The sequence below is a fragment of the Streptomyces sp. NPDC050263 genome (genome assembly GCF_040655955.1).
Lineage (GTDB): Bacteria > Actinomycetota > Actinomycetes > Streptomycetales > Streptomycetaceae > Streptomyces.
In genome coordinates this window covers 1-16,707 of record NZ_JBFAKW010000174.1, presented here as the reverse complement: position 1 = coordinate 16,707, position 16,707 = coordinate 1, and the positions used below count along the sequence as shown (strand labels likewise).

General features: G+C 68.9%; 15 protein-coding genes and 3 pseudogenes. 9 read left to right on the top strand and 9 right to left on the bottom strand.

Features of this window, described 5'->3' with window-relative positions; all coding sequences use genetic code 11:
* Nucleotides 1–68 precede the first annotated feature (68 nt).
* Nucleotides 69–575 (bottom strand): annotated as a pseudogene (locus tag AB0J04_RS42015) (recombinase family protein); the annotation flags it as partial.
* Nucleotides 518–784: an excisionase family DNA-binding protein gene (locus AB0J04_RS42010; protein WP_363173970.1), complete on the bottom strand. Its 267-nt coding sequence runs from the start codon at nucleotides 782–784 to the stop codon at nucleotides 518–520. The gene AB0J04_RS42010 and the pseudogene AB0J04_RS42015, both read right to left, overlap by 58 nt.
* A gap of 210 nt (nucleotides 785–994) precedes the next feature.
* Here AB0J04_RS42010 and AB0J04_RS42005 point away from each other — a divergent pair, with 210 nt between their 5' ends.
* Nucleotides 995–1,213 (top strand): hypothetical protein, encoded by a 219-nt coding sequence (locus AB0J04_RS42005; RefSeq protein WP_363173969.1) that lies wholly within the window; start codon nucleotides 995–997, stop codon nucleotides 1,211–1,213.
* Nucleotides 1,214–1,747: 534 nt separating this feature from the next.
* Here the strand turns inward: AB0J04_RS42005 and AB0J04_RS42000 are convergent.
* Together AB0J04_RS42000 and AB0J04_RS41995 are read right to left on the bottom strand one after the other, a co-directional pair.
* Nucleotides 1,748–5,185, bottom strand: coding sequence for a hypothetical protein (locus tag AB0J04_RS42000; protein WP_363173971.1), 3,438 nt, complete (start codon nucleotides 5,183–5,185; stop codon nucleotides 1,748–1,750).
* A 153-nt stretch (nucleotides 5,186–5,338) separates the two neighbouring features.
* Nucleotides 5,339–5,683, bottom strand: a pseudogene (locus tag AB0J04_RS41995) (helix-turn-helix transcriptional regulator); the annotation flags it as partial.
* Nucleotides 5,684–5,700: 17 nt separating this feature from the next.
* Between AB0J04_RS41995 and AB0J04_RS41990 the strand changes: the two are divergent.
* Entirely contained in the window at nucleotides 5,701–5,877 is a 177-nt protein-coding gene (locus tag AB0J04_RS41990; protein WP_363173968.1) for a hypothetical protein, read from the top strand.
* Nucleotides 5,878–5,921: 44 nt separating this feature from the next.
* Here the strand turns inward: AB0J04_RS41990 and AB0J04_RS41985 are convergent, their stop codons facing one another.
* Complete coding sequence (locus AB0J04_RS41985) at nucleotides 5,922–6,518, bottom strand: TetR family transcriptional regulator (protein ID WP_363173967.1); 597 nt, start codon at nucleotides 6,516–6,518, stop codon at nucleotides 5,922–5,924.
* 25 nt (nucleotides 6,519–6,543) lie between these two features.
* Nucleotides 6,544–7,554, bottom strand: a complete 1,011-nt coding sequence (locus AB0J04_RS41980) for an aldo/keto reductase (protein ID WP_363173966.1) — start codon at nucleotides 7,552–7,554, stop codon at nucleotides 6,544–6,546.
* 167 nt (nucleotides 7,555–7,721) lie between these two features.
* Between AB0J04_RS41980 and AB0J04_RS41975 the strand changes: the two genes are divergently transcribed.
* Nucleotides 7,722–8,831, top strand: a complete 1,110-nt coding sequence (locus AB0J04_RS41975) for an endonuclease/exonuclease/phosphatase family protein (RefSeq protein WP_363173965.1) — start codon at nucleotides 7,722–7,724, stop codon at nucleotides 8,829–8,831.
* Here AB0J04_RS41975 and AB0J04_RS41970 read toward each other — a convergent pair.
* Both AB0J04_RS41970 and AB0J04_RS41965 read right to left on the bottom strand, forming a co-directional pair.
* Nucleotides 8,810–9,091: a DUF397 domain-containing protein gene (locus AB0J04_RS41970; protein ID WP_363173964.1), complete on the bottom strand. Its 282-nt coding sequence runs from the start codon at nucleotides 9,089–9,091 to the stop codon at nucleotides 8,810–8,812. The genes AB0J04_RS41975 and AB0J04_RS41970 overlap by 22 nt on opposite strands.
* Nucleotides 9,073–9,915 (bottom strand): annotated as a pseudogene (locus AB0J04_RS41965) (helix-turn-helix transcriptional regulator). The gene AB0J04_RS41970 and the pseudogene AB0J04_RS41965 overlap by 19 nt, the downstream one beginning before the upstream one ends.
* Before the next feature lie 165 nt (nucleotides 9,916–10,080).
* On the opposite strand from AB0J04_RS41965, the gene AB0J04_RS41960 reads away from it, so the two are divergent.
* Together AB0J04_RS41960 and AB0J04_RS41955 are read left to right on the top strand one after the other, a co-directional pair.
* Nucleotides 10,081–10,461, top strand: a complete 381-nt coding sequence (locus tag AB0J04_RS41960) for a hypothetical protein (protein ID WP_363173963.1) — start codon at nucleotides 10,081–10,083, stop codon at nucleotides 10,459–10,461.
* A 243-nt stretch (nucleotides 10,462–10,704) separates the two neighbouring features.
* A complete protein-coding gene (locus tag AB0J04_RS41955; RefSeq protein ID WP_363173962.1) occupies nucleotides 10,705–11,676 on the top strand; it encodes an SGNH/GDSL hydrolase family protein in 972 nt (323 codons plus the stop codon).
* An 82-nt stretch (nucleotides 11,677–11,758) separates the two neighbouring features.
* Here the strand turns inward: AB0J04_RS41955 and AB0J04_RS41950 are convergent, their stop codons facing one another.
* Nucleotides 11,759–13,141: a glycine--tRNA ligase gene (locus AB0J04_RS41950; RefSeq protein WP_363173961.1), complete on the bottom strand. Its 1,383-nt coding sequence runs from the start codon at nucleotides 13,139–13,141 to the stop codon at nucleotides 11,759–11,761.
* 149 nt (nucleotides 13,142–13,290) lie between these two features.
* Between AB0J04_RS41950 and AB0J04_RS41945 the strand changes: the two genes are divergently transcribed.
* The 4 genes from AB0J04_RS41945 to AB0J04_RS41930 are packed head-to-tail and all read left to right on the top strand — an operon-like array spanning nucleotide 13,291 to nucleotide 16,454.
* Entirely contained in the window at nucleotides 13,291–14,247 is a 957-nt protein-coding gene (locus AB0J04_RS41945) for a metal ABC transporter substrate-binding protein (RefSeq protein ID WP_363173960.1), read from the top strand.
* 28 nt (nucleotides 14,248–14,275) lie between these two features.
* Nucleotides 14,276–15,082: a metal ABC transporter ATP-binding protein gene (locus tag AB0J04_RS41940; RefSeq protein ID WP_363173959.1), complete on the top strand. Its 807-nt coding sequence runs from the start codon at nucleotides 14,276–14,278 to the stop codon at nucleotides 15,080–15,082.
* On the top strand, nucleotides 15,082–15,984 hold the full coding sequence (locus AB0J04_RS41935; RefSeq protein WP_363173958.1) for a metal ABC transporter permease: 903 nt from the start codon (nucleotides 15,082–15,084) through the stop codon (nucleotides 15,982–15,984). The genes AB0J04_RS41940 and AB0J04_RS41935 overlap by 1 nt, the downstream gene beginning before the upstream one ends.
* Before the next feature lie 59 nt (nucleotides 15,985–16,043).
* Nucleotides 16,044–16,454 (top strand): transcriptional repressor, encoded by a 411-nt coding sequence (locus AB0J04_RS41930; RefSeq protein ID WP_363173957.1) that lies wholly within the window; start codon nucleotides 16,044–16,046, stop codon nucleotides 16,452–16,454.
* Nucleotides 16,455–16,707 lie beyond the last annotated feature (253 nt).

The window sequence follows — 16,707 nt, the reverse complement described above, 5'->3', positions numbered from 1 at the left end:
GCCCCGTCGCGACGCCCGGCACGCACCGGACGCCGCTCCTTGACGGGCAAACGTTGCCTGCCGCGGCACTAGCTTGATCTCCTGGAACTGGCTGCCCCTGCGCGCTTGCGCTCCGAGCGCGCAGGGGCAGCCCTCCGTTCCCGCCTTCTCTCAACGGAATGTGCCCAACGTCCCTCACACCCTGAAGCGCCATAACCTGCGCAAATGCTCGGCAGCTCTGGATAACCGCGGGCCTGTGCTGACCACATCCCGTACAAACGGCCCGCGAACGCGGTGACCAACGAGACGAAGTCGTCGAGGAGTTCATCCCGGCCGCCGGACTTCTTCGGGTGCAGCACTTCGAGCGTGACGCCGTACACGGCGAACAGACGCTTCAGCCAGCCCACACCGAACCGGGCGAGACGGTCCTCATGCGTCACCCGCACCACACTCACCGAGCCGTCGGACACCATCGCCAGCACCCGATTCAGGCCGGGCCGGTTCTCCCGCAGGCCAGAGCCACGGTCCTTGACGACTTTCACGACCTCACCCCTGGAGGTGGCCCGCAACTCCTCCTCCTGCGCGGCCAGCGAGAACTCCTGCCCGGACGATCCGAGACACGCGCATACAGAACCTCCCGCCTCGGACGGGAGGTTGCGGAGCCGCTTCCGCGCTTCATGTTCTTCACATCGACCGAGGAGAACCGGCGCTCACGGCCGACCCAGGAGAACGGAATCTTGCCGTCGATAGCCCACTGGCGAAGCGTCATCGGGTGAATCCCCAGACGCTTCGCGGCCTTGGACATGCGCAGCAACTCCATGTGCACGACGACACATGCACAACAATAGGGATAACTGATGAAATTGGTGAGCCTGCGCCTGCCGCGCAAGGTGGGGTGAGGCCGGGCCTGAGTCCCCGTTGATGTTGGTCTTGCTGCAAACTCCTTGCTGCGCGCGTTCCTTACCGCGCGCCGGACTCGATGTCCTCGGACGCGCGACGAGACGCAGGAGACGTCATGCTGGAGATCAACACGAGCAAGGTGAGCCGCTGGGACCAGCACGGGCGGGAGCACATCGTCCGGGTGCGGCGGGCGGGAGCGCGGCGCACGATCGAATGCGACACGTGCGGCTGGCGCCAGGGGGCGCAGTTCCTGCCCTGGCTGAAGGCGCAGGAGCACCTCGCCGAGGCGCACCAGGCGACGGTGGATCCCGCGGAGGGCCGCGAGCAGCGATGACTCCCGGCCGCCCCGGGAGTCATCAGGGCGCAGAGAGGCAGTCGCACCGGAAGGCCGGCCCATGAGCGCTCTGCACGAGACCCTGCGACGGGACGACGGCACCGTAGCGGGAGCTGTGGGCCTGGTGGTCCGCGGCACCGCGGTGGAGGAGGTTGACCGCCGGTTCGCACCGCCTACCGTCCCGACGGCGCGGGCGCGCTGGAGGTGGCGGACACCCCGGACGGCGGGTGGAGCCGCGTCCCGGCCTTCCCGTCGGGCGGCGGCGGGCCGGCGTTCGCGCGTCGCCTCCTCAGCGGCGGCGAGGCGGGCGGCCGCATCCTTCTCTTCCCCACGTCGGTCCGTCGCCTGACGACCGATCACCTGACGGCACAGCAGCGGGAGTCGGGGGCGCTCTTCCTGGAGGGCCGGGGCCAGGGCTGGGGCCACGGCGGCGGGGGCGACGTCTCCCCCATAACTGTGGGTACGTCCCCGGCCGCTACGGCCGGGTCGGCGGCACGGGCACGACGGCCCACATCGTCCCGCGGACGGGCACGGTCACGGTCCTCCTCGCCCAGGTGGCGATGGAGAACCCGACGCCCACACCGCTGATGCGGGACTTCTGGCGGTGTACGGCCGAGGTCTGGCCTTCGGGCGGAAGCTCTCCTCGACCTCGGTGAACTCGGCTTCGTAGCCGTAACCGCCTTCTGGCAGGGCGTCGCGCAGGAAGCCGAGGTCGGAGGGCCGTAGGAGACCGAAGGCGTTGTCCGGGAGGAGAACGAGAAGGTCTGCGGTGTGGGCGGCCAGCCAGTCCGTCAGGCCGAACTCTGCTGCCAGGCGCAGGAGTTCGATGACGGCGAAGGGATGGCAGGCGGCAATGACCGGGAGGACGGGATCGGAGACGCAATCGTCGAAGACACCGATGAGCCGGTCGCGTCCCATCCGATGGAGCGACCCCAAGAATCCGGCGGACCGGCCCGCGCGGATCAGCCTCACCAGCATCACCGGGTCCGACAGGGGGTCCTGCACCGCGTACGTCTGGAGTTTGGCGACCTCACTGCCGAGTTCCAGGTCACCCCGTCCCAGAATGCGCTCCACACAGGCGGCCAGGGCAGCTCGCAGCGAGCCGACGTCGGCCCTCTTCAGGCATTCGTTCAGGTGGCGTATCACGAACCTGAGTTCCAGGTCGGACATCCCATCGGCGTCGTGGGTCAGCCTTTCGCACACCGCCTCGAGAACGATCTCCCCCTCGTTCCCCGGCAGGGCGAGAACAGCGCTCAGGCACCTGACGTAGAGATCGGGCAGCACCCCGGAGTCGTACACGTCGTGAGTGAGCAGGGCGGCCAGCGCCTGGCCCGCAGACCTGAGGCACCCGTAGCGGTCGACACCGTGGATGCGCAGAGCGCTCGGGAGCCGGTGCAGCAAGGGATGGACAACGTCCAGCAGAAGCTCCGCGTCCCGGTCGCCGACAAACATCACCCGCCGAGCCACGTTCGGGACGTCGTCGTCATTCCCTTCGTCCAAGGCCTGCGGCTCCGAGGTGTCCGGATATCCGAGTGACCAGCCGAGTTCGTGCTGGACGAAGGGCACGCGCTCGGTTCCGAGGCGCAGGTCCGGTCGGGCGTCGCCGCCGCACCCCTGCGCCGGCATCCGCCAGACCCGCTCCGGACGCAGCACTGACGTGTACACGTCCCACGACTCCTTGGACAGCTGGGACTGCCACAGCAGCGTCAGTCGCCGCCACTGGTCGACGAGGTCGTCGGACCCCAGAAAGTCCGACGCGTAAACCTCGGTCTCGCTCCCTGCGAGTATTCCGATCAGCAGCAGGTTCGCGCCGTAGACCGCGTCACGGTATGCCCTCGTCTGCCGGGTGGGCGCATGCGCGTGACCGCTGCGGTGCGAGGCCTCCCACCGCACCTCACCGAACAGTCGGGCAAGCAGTTCCGGCAGCGCCTCCCACTCGCCTGCCGACTCCCATCCGGACATCATGTCGGCGAGATCCTGCACGATCTGGGCCCGGTCGGTGAGCGGGGTGAAGGAGAGTAGCGCGTACAACTCACTGTCGTCCGGCAGCTGTTGTCTGTCCCCCGCCCAACCCGACAGTTTCCTCAGGGCGCGATCCACCAACCGTGCGGTCAGGTGCTCACCGAACGTAGCGTGCATGAACTCATAGCTGCGCATGCGCTGTTCCGCGACAACGGCCTGGGCTTCGTGGACGAAGAAGAAGCGGCCGAAGAGGAGGTCACCGCCGGTGACCCCGTCCGCGAGAGCCCGCAGATCCTCCTCCGCCTGTCCGCTGGTGATGGACTGCGCGCCTCGTTGGAACATCCCGAGGGCGATCACCGAGAGTCGGTGCAGCTCACGCTCGATCGCCGAATGTTCCTCGGACGCGGGCAACGGTCCGTCCTTGATGAGCTGCCGCCGAACAAAGGTGGTGAGCAGCCGCTCGTACAGCTCGGTGCGGCTGATGCCCTCCTCGCTTAGACGGTGCAGGTCGTTGTCGTCGGCGTGGTACAGCGCCAACATCAGCAGGAGAAGGGGCTGGGCGGCCAGGCGACGGTGTGGGGCCAGAACAGCAAAGGAGAGCGACCGCAGGCCCTGCCGCGCCAAGTACACCCGGTTCGTCGTGTTCCAGACGGAGAGCCACTGCTCGATCTCGGGTTCTTCGAACGGCTCCACGCGGAGCACCTGGCTGGCCCGTGGAATCTCCGCATGACCTGCCACCACCGTACGACTCGTCACCACCACGACCAGCGGACGGCCGTGCTCCGCCTCGCGTCGCTGGAAGGCCTCGATTTCGCGCAGATAGTTCCACTGGCGTCCGGAGTCGATCCGCTGAGCGCCCGCCTGGAGCAGTTCGTCGAATCCGTCCAGCAGGACGACCGGAATCACGCCCGGCTCGCGCTCCACCCAGTCCGGCCAACTCTCGGCTCGCCCGGTCGCACGGCGCAGTGCATGCTCCAGCTGCGCGTGCACATCGACGTCGGCCGGTGTGTACCGCAGCTCAACCCGAAGCGACCGAAACTCGTCGGCCGGGAGCCGGGCCGACAGCAGTTTGGTGAGCAGGGACTTGCCTGCGCCGGGGTGACCGAGCACGAGCAGGGGGCTCAGCAGCGCGGGGAGACTGAGGAGGTAGGAGGCGAAGAAGCACTCGATGTCCTCGTGCAGCGGCTGTCCGTCCCACCACTTGTCGGAGGCCGCGACCTGCTGGAACCCGTCCTCATCCGGAATTGCCAGCCGATAGCGGGGGTTCACGTACCCGTTCTCCAGGCTTGGCAGTGTGGGGCCCCGGACGTCCAGTGTCGTGATCGGTCCGTCAAGCAGGGCGCGTGCGGAGGGCACGAGTTCGTCCCGGCACGCGAAAGACGCGAGCAGCAACCCCAGACCGGCGAGCCCTGACCTGAGGGAGCCCGGAGTCCGGGCGCCACTACGGCCCAGCGGCAGCCCCACCGACAATCCGAACTCAGGACACGCGTCCGCGAGCGGCCCGGCCAGGTCGAGATAAGTCCCCACCACAGCAAGGGCGTCCCGGGTGGGGAGCCCGGCCTGGTGGATGCCTTCCAGCAGCGCAGCGTCAGCAGGCTGCTCAATGCCGACGGACTGCGCGCAGTCCGGGGGCCAGCCGTACGCCCGTGCGGCACCGTTCACCAGGTCCCGCGTACCTCCCTGACTGAATTGGTCGGCACGGCACCTGGCGAGTGCCATCCCCGCCAGAACCACCCGGGCGGCCTGTATCAGCGCGGCCCGCTGTACGCCGTGTACCGCCCGCACCCGCTCCGGGAACCCCTCAAACAGGGCGCTCAGGAACGCGGTCCGGCGTTCCGCCTGAAGCAAGAACTCCTCCAGTGAGTAAGTCAACTCCTCTCGCCCGGCCGCCAGCAGGCGCACCGCTTCGGGGAGGTCCATGCCAACGGCCGTGAAGACGCTGAGCGCCTCGGAGCTATGGAGCAGTGGCCGGACTGTCCCCGGAGCCGGTGAGCGGTCGGCGTCGGCCACCGGGTCCGGGTCCGACGTCCCAGAGCGGCGGGGGGAGGAGGACTCGAATGTCCGCACCAACTCGGAGTGGCGCCCCTCCCACCACTTCTTGTCCCATCGCATGCCTGGGGGTGGTGCGGGTGGACTCCCGCGACCCCCTGCGCACAACTCCACGATTTCGCGTACCACGTCCCACTCCGGGGGCCTCCTTCGCCGCCCATTGAGCAGGTCCGATACCGAACCCTCACTCAGCAACAGCGACTTGGCGATCCGAGCCTGCGGAACACCGCACGCCCGCACTAGCCGCCGAAGCTCGGCACAGAAATCCGCGACGGGCCCTGTAGGTGGTGCGGCCAACTCCCGACCCCTTCGGCACGATTCGGTATACGCCTCCGAAGCGTAGGGCTTGACCTGCGGGTTCCGCCCCCGGTTCGCCCTGATTCGGCATCGGTCAATCGCGCGGCCGCACTGAACGATCGTCGTTGCCCAGTCAGCCGGTAATCCACTGCGCCGAACCACCCTCCGGAGGAATCGCCATGCCGTTCCAGATGCCTCATGTGCACACCCTGCTGTGCCTGTCGGTCTTCACCGCTCTCTACGTCGGCGTGGTCCTGCCCGCCGTCTGGTCCCGCAAGCCCGCCCGCCGCCAGGCCGCCCTCAAGGTGCTGGCCCAGCTGCTGAGCGCTCTGCGTCTCCGACGTCGAGGTCGCTGACCGAGCCGACAGGGATCCACGGCCCCGCGGATCGTCGGGGGCTGTCAGGCCGCCCGCAGTCCCCGCAGCAGCAGATCCAGCAGCGCCGTGAAGTCGGCGTCCGCCTCCGGTCGCGACCACTCGTCGGCGTAGGCGGGATCGTGGAAACGGGCGGTGGCCTGGAAGACGGTTCGGGCGGCGGTCGCCGGGTCGGGGGCGGCGGCGAACGCGCCGGACTCGACCCCCGCCTCGATGATCGAGGTCAGTTGGCCGGTGAGGTCGTCGATGTGTTCGCCGACCGCCGGGCCGTTCTCGCCGGCCAGCACCCGGTAGGTGGCGAACAGCTCGGGGTCGAGGCCCGCTTTGCGGCGCTTGGCGTCGAGGAGGGCGGCGAGCCAGTCGCGCAGCCGGTCCGGCGGGGTGCGGGTCTGGTCGGCGGTGATGGCCGAGAGGGTCTCCGAGGTACGGTCCAGCCACCGCTTGGTGACCGCCTCGCGCAGCGCCGCCTTGGTGCGGAAGTGGCGGTAGACGCTGCCGTGGCTGACGCCGAGCGCGCGGGCCACGTCGACCACGGTGGCCTTGGCGGGGCCGTGGCGGCGCAGCACTTCCTCGGTCGCCTCGAGGATGCGCTCGGCGGTCAGGGTCTCGGAGGTCGGTGACATGGTCAGACCGTACCTGGCCGGGGGATCACACCGGGAGGTGAGCCATCTGGGCGGCCGGGTAGCGGTCGCCGGCCGCGGCGTCCGCCGGTACGGCCTCCTCGATCGCGGCGAGGTCGGCCGCGTCCAGGGTGACCTCCAGCGCGCCGAGCGACTCGGTGAGCCGCTCCCGGGTGCGGGCTCCGACGAGGGGCACGATGTCCTCGCCCCGGCCGAGCACCCAGGCGATCGCGATCTGCGCGACGGTGACGCCCTTCTGCTCGGCGATCTTCCGCAGCGCCTCCACCAGGTTCAGGTTGTGCTGGAGGTTGTCGCCCTGGAAGCGGGGCGAGTGGCCCCGCCAGTCGTTCGCGGCGAGCTGCCGGTCGGCGCTGAAGTGGCCGGAGATCAGGCCCCGGGACAGCACCCCGTACGCCGTGATCGCGATGCCCAGCTCGCGGGTGGTCGGCAGGATCTCCGCCTCGATGCCCCGCGAGATCAGCGCGTACTCGATCTGGAGGTCGGCGATCGGGGCGGTCGCGGCGGCCCTGCGGATCGTCTCGGCCCCGACCTCGCTGAGGCCGATGTGCCGGACGTATCCCTGCTCGACCAGCTCGGAGATCGCGCCGACCGTCTCCTCGATCGGGACGTCCGGGTCGAGCCGGGCGATGCGGTAGACGTCGATGTGGTCGACGCCGAGGCGCTGGAGGGAGTAGGCGGCGAAGTTCTTCACGGCGGCCGGGCGACCGTCGAAGCCGATCCAGCTGCCGTCCGGGCCGCGCAGAGCGCCGAACTTCACGCTGACCAGCGCCTGTTCACGGTGAGCGGCCGGGGCGGTGCGCAGCGCCTCGCCGACCAGCAGCTCGTTGTGGCCCATGGCGTAGAAGTCGCCGGTGTCCAGCAGGGTCACGCCCGCCTCCAGGGCCGCGTGGATCGTGGCGATCCCCTCGGCCCGGTCCGCGTCGCCGTACATCCCTGACATGCCCATACAGCCGAGACCGAGGGCGGAGACCTCGGGGCCGGTGGTTCCGAGTGTGCGGGTGTGCGTCTGAATGGTCATGCCCCTCAGCCTGACATGACAGCTGACAGATTTCAACATCTGTCAGCTGTCATCTGATTGATGTCATCTGATTGCTGTCATCCGACTTCTGTCATCTGTCGGCTGTCAGCAGGACATCGTTCACGTGGGCTCGGAGAATGGGAGGTGTCGGCCTGAGGAGGCACGCCATGACTGTCCGTATCGCCACCTACAACGCGGAGAACCTGTTCAGTCGGCCCACGGTCTTCGACCTCCCGGACCCCGAGGAGGTGCAGCGAGTCCTCAACGCCTTCAGCGAGTTGATCGCCCTGCTCGACAAGGATCTCTACGACGACTCGGACAAGGCCCGGATCGCGGAGCTCATCAAGGAGCACCGCGCCTTCGACACGAATCCGGCGCACGAGCCTCCGCCGTTCTTCGTCAACCAGACCCACGGCGGCTCCGCCGCGCTCTTCGTGCAGCACGGGTCGCCCAACGATCCCGAGATCGAAGTGCGCGCCAAGGGCCGTAAGAAATGGACCGGTTGGGCCGAGCTGGTACGTGGCGACCTCGACCGGGACGTCGTACGCAACACCGGCCGGGTGATCAAGGAGGTCAACGCCGACATCCTGCTCACGGTGGAGGTCGAGGACCGGCTCACGCTGGACCGGTTCAACACCCAGGTCCTGGGCGGCGTCTGGGGCATGACCCCGTACCCCTACAACCTGCTGATCGACGGCAACGACAGCCGGGGCATCGACGTCGGGATCCTCAGCCGCCACCCGATACGGTCCATCCGGTCGCACATCGCCGACCTCGGCACCGACGGCAAGCCGCTGTTCAGCCGCGACTGCCCCGAGTTCGAGATCGAGCTGAACGGCACGCCCGTGTGGATCCTGGGCAACCACTTCAAGAGCAAGCGGGGCGGCGGCGAGCGGCGGCGGCTCGCCCAGGGCAGGCGGACGGCGGAGATCTACGAGGCCGCGCTCACCCGCTCCGCGCAGGTCCTCGTCGCCGGCGACCTCAACGACTCCCCGGACAGCGAGCCGATCAAGAAACTGCTGGCCACCGGCGCCCGGGACGCGATGAGCCACCCCTCCTACACGGGCGACCTCGGCACGTTCGGGACCGGCCGCTCGCTGAACCAGAAGTTCGACTACCTGCTGTTCTCACCGGAGCTGTTCAGCAAGATCCAGCACGTGGACGTGGAGCGACGCGGGGTATGGGCGCCGAAGACGTTCAAGTCCTTCGACACGGTGACGTCGAAGGCGGACGAGGCGTCCGACCATGCGGCGCTTTACGCGGACGTCGACCTGTAGGCCCCTACGAAGCAGGCCCAGGCCTCCGGCCCGAAGGCCAGCACGCCCCGTCCGGGATCCTTGCTGTCCCGGACGGGGATGAGGGAGGTCATGTCGTCGGCGACTTCGAGGCAGGCGCCGCCGTCAGAGTTGCTGTAGCTGCTCTTGCGCCAAGTGGCGGCGCCGAGGAGGTCGTCAGAGACCTCGACGCAGGCGCCGCCTTCCGAGTTGCTGTAGCTGCTCTTGCGCCACGTGACGTTGCTCAGGTCGATGGCTCGCACGGCACTTCCTCCAAAATGCGCAAGATGAACGTCTGCGACTCGGCAGGGCTCAATGCCAGGTCACGAACCCCATCATATCTGCGCTGCAATCCCTCAACCTTGCCTGCTTCCTCGACCAGTTCACCTCGCAGAACGTTCTCTGTGTAGGCCGCAGTACGGCCGTCCGACAGCCGCAGGAACGTCACGGGGGTGTCCATCAATCCGTGCAGTCCGGTGCCGTGCGGCAGCACGTACAGAGTGACGTTCGGCTGTTCTGAGGCCTCCAGCAGGTACTCCAGTTGCCCCCGTCACTCCTGACGTCCGCGCAGCGAATTCCGCAGCGCCGCCTCCGAGAGGATGACGCGAAACGGCGGCGCTTCGTCCCCCTCCAACACCTTCCGTCGTCCGATACCCGCCTCGATCTGCTGCTCCAGTTCCTCACCTTTGAGGCCACCCTCAGCGAGCAACTCACGTGCGTACTCCGGGGTTTGCAGCAGCCCATGAACGGTGCCACCCCCGTAGTGCCACAGGCTGATCGCCTCGGCCTCCAGCAGCATGTACCGCCGAAACTGCTCCTTGAACTGCGAAGGATCCGCCACCGCCAGCTCCCACAGCGTGAGCAGCATCGGCGTAGTCCCGTAGTGCTGGTCCAGCGCCTCCACGACCTCCGGGCTGCCCAGGCTCTGGCCGCCCTCCATCTTTCCGAAGGTCGACGCGTTCCAGCCGAGCAGCTCCTCCAGTTGCCGCAGGCTGTCCCCCTTGTCGGCCCGCAACAAGCGCAGTTCCTCCGCGAACCGTCGTCGAGGTTCCTGGCTTCGCCCCGTGACCACCCGCCTGGCAGGCATATCGCCCCTCCCGAATTTGTGGAAATTGCACGACCGGCCGACCGAGTTGCCCACGTCAGCGGCATGTCGAGCCCGCGCCGGGGTCATCCTGACGACAACCCCCACCACCCAGAGTAGCCCAACTATCACATTTCGTAAGGAAGTTGGGTGAAAGGAGCGAAACGCATGCAGCACGAACCCGGCGCCCTGCTCTACGACCCCGCCACCGACAAGATCGGCGAGTACCGGGACCGGTCCGGGCCCTACGCGATGCTGCGGCCGGTCGGCGGCGGCCGGGAGTGGCAGGCGGACCCGGCCGCGCTGCGTCCGGCCACCGCCGTGGAGCGGATCAGCGCCGGCGTGCGAGCGGCGAACCGGCGGGCCCGGACCGACGGACCGTTCCTCGTCGGCATCGGCACGCCCCCACCGCCCCCGCCGGAGCCGGACCGCGCCGAGTGCGACGTGCTGGCGTCGCGACGGGAGAACGCCCGCACCGCGCACGACTACAGCGCCGAGACGGACGCGAACGTGCTACTGCGCAGCCACCGGCGAGAGCGGCACGAGTGAGCGCGAACAGGCCAGTCGACACGGAGCGTGATCGCACAGCCCCGCTCACCCGCCACGCCGAAACGGACTGCCGGCGATCATCCGCTGTCGATATACCGAACCCGTCCACTCACTGCGCGCCGTGCGCGCCCCGCGCCCGCCCCTGAACCCCACATTCCGTAACTGTCCGCATTGGATCTAGTGCGTTGAGTGACAATCCTCGTAGGGTCAAAGCGTCGCCAACACCGCATCCCTGGAGGATTCGTGGCAAGGTTCCGCACTCGACTGGCCCTGCTCGGCTCGGCCGCGGCTCTCACCGCGGGCGCCCTCGCCCCCGCCCAGATCGCCGGGGCGCAACCCGCCGCCGCGGCGAGCTACGAGTGGGTCGCCCTGGGCGACTCCTACACCGCAGGCGTCATCCCGGCGGCGGGCGAGGTCTTCGAAGTGCCCCGTGACGGCTGCGAGCGCACCGACCAGTCCTACCCGCAGGTCATCGACCGCGACCTCGGCTCGCTGATCGAGCTGACGAACGTCAGCTGTGGCGCCGCCACCATCGAGGACGTCACCTTCAACGCCCAGCAGCCGATCGGCCGCCACCTGCCGCCCTTCTCCGAGGACCCGGACTACCCGTTCCCCCCGGTGCCTCCCCAGTCGGAGGCAGTGGGCCCCGGCACCGACGTGGTCACCGTCGGCGTGGGCGGCAACACCCTCGGGTTCGCCCAGATCCTCTTCACCTGTCTGCAACTGGGCGACGGCAGCGGAGGCGTCGGCACGCCGTGCCGGGACGACCTCGCCGACGACATCCCCAGCCGGCTGACCAAGGTGAGCAAGGACTACGACGACATGCTCACCACCCTGCAAGAACACGCCCCGCACGCCAAGGTGGTGAACGTCGGCTACCCCACGGTCATCCCCGAGGACACCTCCAAGTGCCGCTACAACGACTGGGAGCAGTTCGCCTCGATCACCCCGGGAGACCTGGACTGGCTGCGCGACGACGTCCTGAAACCGCTCAACGCCACCATCGAGAAGCGGGCCGCTGAGCACGGCGACGCGTTCGTCGACCTCACCCCCTCCACCCGGAACCACAGCGTCTGCGACGCGGGCAAGTGGGTCGAGGGCGTCTTCACCGCCTTCCCGACCGAGGTGGCCTTCGTGCACCCCAACGCCACGGGCCACAAGAACGCCGCCGATCACGTCGCCGTGGCGATCCTGAACGCCCTGGGCGTGAACTGACCCGTACGCGCACAGCACGAGGCCGGCCTCGACGGGAGTACCCCGTCGAGGCCGGCCTCGGTCTGCCAGGCGCCGTGGGCGGCTACGCGCCGATCAGGCGGCCCGCGAGGTAGCCCTCGATCTGGTCGAGGGACACCCGCTCCTGCTTCATGGAGTCACGCTCGCGCACCGTCACCGCGTTGTCGTCGAGGGTGTCGAAGTCGACCGTCACGCAGTACGGCGTGCCGATCTCGTCCTGGCGGCGGTAGCGGCGGCCGATCGCGCCGGCGTCGTCGAACTCGATGTTCCAGTTCTGACGCAGCGCGGCGGCGAGGCCCTTGGCCTTCGGGGACAGCTCCGGGTTGCGGGACAGCGGCAGGACCGCGACCTTCACCGGGGCGAGGCGGTGGTCGAGGCGCAGGACGGTGCGCTTCTCCATCTTGCCCTTGGCGTTCGGCGCCTCGTCCTCCACGTAGGCGTCGAGCAGGAACGCGAGCATCGCGCGGCCGACACCGGCGGCCGGCTCGATGACGTACGGCGTCCAGCGCTCCTGGGCGTCCTGGTCGAAGTAGAAGAGATCCTGGCCGGAGGCCTTGGAGTGCGCGGTGAGGTCGTAGTCGGTGCGGTTGGCGACGCCCTCCAGCTCGCCCCACTCGTTGCCGCCGAACTGGAAGCGGTACTCGATGTCGGCGGTGCGCTTGGAGTAGTGGGAGAGCTTCTCCGCCGGGTGGTCGTACCAGCGCATGTTCTCTTCACGCATGCCCAGGCCGGTGTACCAGTTCCAGCGCTGCTCCATCCAGTACTCCTGCCACTTCTCGTCCTCGCCCGGCTTGACGAAGAACTCCATCTCCATCTGCTCGAACTCGCGGGTGCGGAAGATGAAGTTGCCGGGCGTGATCTCGTTGCGGAAGGACTTGCCCATCTGCGCGATGCCGAACGGCGGCTTCTTGCGCGAAGCGACCTGCACCTGGGCGAAGTTGGTGAAGATGCCCTGCGCGGTCTCGGGGCGCAGGTAGGCGATGGAGCCGGTGTCCTGCGTCGGGCCGAGGTGGGTGGAGAGCAGACCCGAGAACTGCTTGGGCTCGGTGAACTGGCCCTTGTTGCCGCAGTTGGGGCAGTTCACATCGGTCAGGCCGTTCTCCGGCGCGCGGTGGTGCTTGGCCTCGTACGCCTCTTCCAGGTGGTCCGCGCGGAACCGCTTGTGGCAGGAGGTGCACTCGGTCAGCGGGTCGGAGAAAGTGGCGACGTGACCGGAGGCCACCCAGACCTCGGGAGCCAGGATGACGGACGAGTCGATGCCGACCACGTCCTCGCGCGACGTCACCATGTAGCGCCACCACTGGCGCTTCAGGTTCTCCTTGAGCTCGACACCCAACGGTCCGTAGTCCCAGGCGGCCTTCTGGCCGCCGTAGATCTCACTACAGGGGAATACGAAGCCACGGCGCTTGCTCAGGCTGACGATGGTGTCGATCTTGTCGGCGGCCACGGTGCTCTCTTCATAACGACGACGGGCGACGAAGCGAGGTGCTTCCAGCGAAGACTTCAGGGTACCGGCGAGGGCTCCCCCTCAACCAAATCGGTGCCTTGCCGGAACCTTGTTGACAACGGTTTCCATATTTGTTGAAAATGACTGTCATGAACGTACGACGACTCATATCCGGCACCGCGATCGCCGCTGCCACCGCTCTCGGCCTCGGCACCCTCTCCGCCTGTTCGACCGACAGCGCGGCCGCGGCGAACACGGACAAGTTCGACGTCGTCGCGTCGTTCTATCCGATGGCCTTCCTCGCCGAGCAGATCGGCGGGGACCATGTGCACGTCACCAGTCTCACCCAGCCCGGCCAGGAGCCGCACGACCTGGAGATCAGCGCCAAGCAGACGGCCGCCCTCCAGGAGTCCGACGCGGTCCTGTACCTGAAGAACCTCCAGCCCTCCGTCGACGACGCGGTGGCCCAGTCCGAGATCAAGACGAAGATCGACGCCGCCTCCCTCACCACCCTGGAGAAGCACGGCAACGAGGTCGGCGGCCACGCGGCCGAGCACGACGACCACGAGAACGAGGAACTGGCCGGTCTCGACCCCCACATCTGGCTCGATCCGGTGCGCTACGCCGAGGTCGCCGCGGGTGTCGGCAAGGCCTTCGAGAAGGCCGACCCGGACCACGCGGCCGACTACAAGACCAACACCGCGGCCCTCGTGAAGAAGCTCGGCGAGCTGAACACGAAGTTCGAGACCGGGCTCGCGAACAGCAAGACCAAGGTCTTCGTCACCACGCACGCCGCCTTCGGCTACCTCGCCGAGCGCTACGGCCTGACCGAGGAGGCCATCAACGGCCTCGACCCCGAGTCGGAGCCCAGCGCCGCGCGCGTCAAGGAGCTTGAGAAGATGGCCAAGGCCGACGGCGTCACGACCGTGTTCTACGAGACGCTCGTCAGCGACAAGACCGCGAAGACCATCGCCTCCGACGCGAACCTCAGGACCGACGTCCTCGACCCGATCGAGGGCATCACCGAGAAGTCCCGGGGCAAGGACTACTTCTCGGTCCAGGAAGCCAATCTCAAGGCGCTGCAGACCGCCCTGGGAACCAAGTGAATCTCCAGTGATCTCTACGGAGGGCGTCATGGACGCTGGCGTCGTCGACGCGAAGGCCGAGCCCGTCATCGCGCAGGCTGTCATCTCGCTGCGCGGGGTCCGGGCCGAGCTGGGCTCGCGACCGGTCCTGCGGGGCATCGACCTCACCGTGCGGCGCGGTGAGGTCGTCGCCCTGCTCGGCGCGAACGGCTCCGGCAAGTCCACGGCCGTGCGCACCGTCATCGGCCAGGTGCCGGTCGGCGCCGGGGAGATCGAGCTGTTCGGCACCCCGCAGCGCCGGTTCCGGGACTGGGCGCGGATCGGATACGTCCCGCAGCGCACCACCGCCGCGGGCGGCGTCCCCGCCACGGTGACGGAGATCGTCTCCTCGGGCCGCCTCTCGCGCACCCGCTTCGGCGTCTTCCGCAAGGCCGACCACGCGGCCGTCCGGCACGCCCTGGAGCTCGTCGGCATGGCCGACCGCGCCAAGGACAACGTCGACGCCCTCTCCGGCGGCCAGCACCAGCGCGTGCTGATCGCCCGCGCGCTGGCCGGCGACCCCGAGCTGCTGATCATGGACGAGCCGATGGCGGGCGTCGACCTGGCCAGCCAGGAGGTCCTGGCCCGGACCCTGAAGGACCAGGTGACAGCGGGCACGACCGTCCTCCTCGTACTGCACGAACTGGGCCCGCTGGAGCCCCTGATCGACCGGGCGGTCGTCCTGCGCGACGGCTGCGTGCTCCACGACGGCCCGCCCACCCCGGCCGTCGGCCAGCACGCCCTGCCCGGCCACGACCACGTACACCCCCACGCGCCCGCCGGCGCCGAGCCGATCCACACAGGACTGCTGAGCTGATGGACCTCCTGAACTACGCCTTCATGCAGCGGGCGCTGCTCGCCGCGGTCCTGGTCGGCATCACCGCCCCCGCCGTCGGCATCTACCTCGTCCAGCGCCGCCAGGCCCTCATGGGCGACGGCATCGGCCACGTCGCGATGACCGGCGTCGGCCTGGGCTTCCTGCTCTCCTGGTCCCCGGTGTGGATGGCCACGGCCGTCTCCGTCGCGGGCGCGGTGGCGATGGAGCTGATCCGCTGGTACGGCAAGACCCGCGGCGACATCGCCCTCGCCATGCTCTTCTACGGCGGCATGGCCGGCGGCGTCATGTTCATCAACCTCGCGCCGACCGGCTCGAACGCGAACCTGACGTCGTACCTGTTCGGATCCCTGTCGACGGTGTCGGAGTCCGACGTCACGGCGATCTGCCTGCTCGCGGCCTTCGTGGTCCTGGTCACCGTCGGCCTGCGCCGACAGCTCTTCGCCGTCAGCCAGGACGAGGAGTTCGCCCGGGTCACCGGCCTGCCGGTCCGCGCGCTGAACCTGCTGACGGCCGTCACGGCGGCGGTCACGGTGACGGTCGCGATGCGCGTGGTCGGCCTGCTGCTGGTCAGCGCGCTGATGGTGGTCCCGGTGGCCGCCGCCCAGCAGCTCACCCGCAGCTTCGCCGCGACCTTCGCGATCGCGGTGGCGATCGGCGTGACCGTGACCATCGGCGGCACGGTCACCTCGTACTACCAGGACGTCCCGCCCGGAGCGACGATCGTCCTGCTGACCATCGGCGCGTTCATCGCGCTGAGCGTGCTCGCCGCCCCGCTGGCCCGCCGCCGCGCCCGCGCGCTGGCCGCGACGCAGCCCGCCGGAGACCCGGCGGAGTGCACCATTCCGGCCACCCGGGGATCGGGGGACGAGGTCGGCGTCTGACCGCGCTCAGCCCGGGCTGGCACAATGGCCCGGCAAGCCGCAGACGTGAGGAGGCAACGGTGACCACCGCTGGACCGCCCGTGAAGGGCCGCTCCACCCGGCAGCGCGCCGCCGTGGCAGCGGCGCTCGACGAGGTCGACGAGTTCCGCAGCGCGCAGGAACTGCACGACATGCTCAAGCACAAGGGCGACTCCGTCGGCCTGACGACCGTCTACCGCACGCTCCAGTCCCTCGCCGACGCCGGCGAGGTCGACGTCCTGCGCACGTCGGACGGCGAGTCCGTGTACCGCCGCTGCTCCACCGGCGAGCACCACCACCACCTCGTCTGCCGCGTCTGCGGCAAGGCCGTGGAGGTGGAGGGCCCGGCGGTGGAGACCTGGGCGGAGGCGATCGCCGCGGAACACGGCTACGTCAACGTCGCCCACACGGTGGAGATCTTCGGCACCTGCGCGGAGTGCGCCGCGGGGTGAGCCGACATCGGCGGCTGCGGGTCCGTCGTGGCTCGTCGCGCCCACGCGGCGGAGCCGCATGTCGATACAGCCCCGCGCCCCCAGGGGTTGCACCTCACCCGTGGCCGAAGCACCTCTCCGCCTTGTGGGTCTTCGGCTGGTCGGTGATCGTCGCCAGGGTCTAGTGCCGCGGCAGGCAACGTTCGCCCCGTCGCGACGCCCGGCACGCACTCTCGCCGCACCGGCCGAAAGCCCAAGTACGTCCAGTACGAGG

What these genes read in the sequence shown, in the direction of transcription:
- AB0J04_RS41990 (WP_363173968.1), top strand. Translation starts at nt 5,701, where the DNA reads ATGCCGTTCCAGATGCCTCATGTGCACACCCTGCTGTGCCTGTCGGTC.
- AB0J04_RS41945 (WP_363173960.1), top strand. Translation starts at nt 13,291, where the DNA reads ATGAACGTACGACGACTCATATCCGGCACCGCGATCGCCGCTGCCACC.
- AB0J04_RS41960 (WP_363173963.1), top strand. Translation starts at nt 10,081, where the DNA reads ATGCAGCACGAACCCGGCGCCCTGCTCTACGACCCCGCCACCGACAAG.
- AB0J04_RS42005 (WP_363173969.1), top strand. Translation starts at nt 995, where the DNA reads ATGCTGGAGATCAACACGAGCAAGGTGAGCCGCTGGGACCAGCACGGG.
- AB0J04_RS41940 (WP_363173959.1), top strand. Translation starts at nt 14,276, where the DNA reads ATGGACGCTGGCGTCGTCGACGCGAAGGCCGAGCCCGTCATCGCGCAG.
- AB0J04_RS41935 (WP_363173958.1), top strand. Translation starts at nt 15,082, where the DNA reads ATGGACCTCCTGAACTACGCCTTCATGCAGCGGGCGCTGCTCGCCGCG.
- AB0J04_RS42010 (WP_363173970.1), bottom strand. Translation starts at nt 784, where the DNA reads ATGTCCAAGGCCGCGAAGCGTCTGGGGATTCACCCGATGACGCTTCGC.
- AB0J04_RS41980 (WP_363173966.1), bottom strand. Translation starts at nt 7,554, where the DNA reads ATGACCATTCAGACGCACACCCGCACACTCGGAACCACCGGCCCCGAG.
- AB0J04_RS41985 (WP_363173967.1), bottom strand. Translation starts at nt 6,518, where the DNA reads ATGTCACCGACCTCCGAGACCCTGACCGCCGAGCGCATCCTCGAGGCG.
- AB0J04_RS41975 (WP_363173965.1), top strand. Translation starts at nt 7,722, where the DNA reads ATGACTGTCCGTATCGCCACCTACAACGCGGAGAACCTGTTCAGTCGG.